The sequence below is a fragment of the Bathymodiolus azoricus thioautotrophic gill symbiont genome, from assembly GCF_001298715.1.
Classification (GTDB): Bacteria; Pseudomonadota; Gammaproteobacteria; order PS1; family Pseudothioglobaceae; genus Thiodubiliella.
Window position 1 is genome coordinate 1 of record NZ_CDSC02000296.1, and the last position, 1,630, is coordinate 1,630.

The 1,630-nt window shown below is 31.3% G+C and carries 2 pseudogenes; both read right to left on the minus strand.

The features are described 5' to 3' along the window. Positions 1-606: 606 nt before the first annotated feature. Positions 607-723 (minus strand): annotated as a pseudogene (locus BAZSYMA_RS05700) (Hsp70 family protein); the annotation flags it as partial. A gap of 423 nt (positions 724-1,146) precedes the next feature. Then, positions 1,147-1,263, minus strand: a pseudogene (locus BAZSYMA_RS09680) (Hsp70 family protein); the annotation flags it as partial. Positions 1,264-1,630: the final 367 nt, after the last annotated feature.

Here is a 1,630-nt window from a genome sequence, read left to right on the forward strand (position 1 = left end):
TTGAATGTAAAGTAAGCCTATGTGTATTGACCAGATATACCATGTAAATAGCCCATGCTTTGTGTATACTTTTATAAAATGAAAGCAAGTTTATGTATGTTATTTAAGCAATAAAAAAAAAAAACGTAATTAATATATATTTTTTTTAAATATAATAGAAAAATATAAAATAAAGGTAGAAAAACCATTTTTTTTGTCTTCATAAATTAATATTTACGAAGCACATCCCTCTGCACATATCCACATTTGGTACAAATATTTAACATAGAGACCTAATGGGCAACTTTTTGGAAAATAGTGTCAAAATTCTGAAATTATTTGTCAGAGTAGGTAGATGATATATGAGTAAATGTGTGAAGAAAAAAAATCAATAAGTTGAACTGTTGATTTTTAATTAATTTTTAGTCCTGTTTTAGGCTGGTCAAACGGACTATACTACTAAAGGATACCCTCAAGTGAGTCAACTGCTCTTATAAGACATCTTTTGCATCACAGTCAAATTTACATTGTTGTACTGTAAATAATCACTTGATTTGTTTTATATTAGAGAACTACTTTGTCATCTATTGGGTAAAAAACGTAAACAATTTGATGTTAACACTTACTTTGTTGTTCTTTGCCTGTTCCTTTGTCTCTTGCCGATACATTTACAATACCATTAGCATCAATATCAAAAGTAACTTCAATCTGTGGTATACCACGAGGTGCTGGAGGAATACCAATCTGTAAAACAGGTTTAATATCATCATACAAACAATATTATAAGTGTAGACCCTAACTGCAGGAGATCCTTACAATATTTGTCTGAATTCAAAATTATCTATAAATTTTAGTCTCAAGCTGCAGCCTATATTTGTAGCGGTTTCTGTCGTCATTTCTGTGTTTGGAAGTTTGAGGTTTGTAGGAGAGGTGTGTGTTACTGTGGTTGGTTATATTGTCTATCATTACAATAAATTAAAATATTTATGATGAATGTGGTCATGTCAATTTTTATTTTTTGTTGTTATATTTTTTCAACATCTATTCAAATTTAACATGCTCAGACAAGTAAGTCAACAAGGCAACGCTCTTTTCTGGTGACGAAAAAATAAACATCATTGCATATTAATTTTTTTTAAATTCTCAAATTTTTAACATAATTTTGTAAATATTTACCAGCTGGAATTGCCCAAGGAGTTTGTTGTCCAAGGCCATCTCTCTTTCACCTTGATGAACTTTAATTTCCACTTGTGTTTGACCATCAGCAGCAGTGGAAAACACCTGGAAATAATATATACAAAAGTGAACGAGTGCAGAATAGTAATGAATTTATCTTTTAGAGTAACCTTAGCAGCTGACCTGAAAATCAACTGAGTCCACCCTTCCGTCACCAAGATTCACCTGTGTGAAATTGGTGAAGATCAAAGGCGGGTACATCAGGTAATATCTGCAGGCTACAGACTCCCTTATAACCATAAAATCAATAATCTTCTTTCTTTCCCCACAATGAAGTAAATGTGTGCTTTTATAACCATGGCAATTTAACATGTATAAATGGCCACTTCTCAAAAGCAATAATTTATGTTCTACTTGGCAAAATCCATCACAGCAGATATTCTGTAACAGTGAAATTTAAGTAGGTTTCTAAATG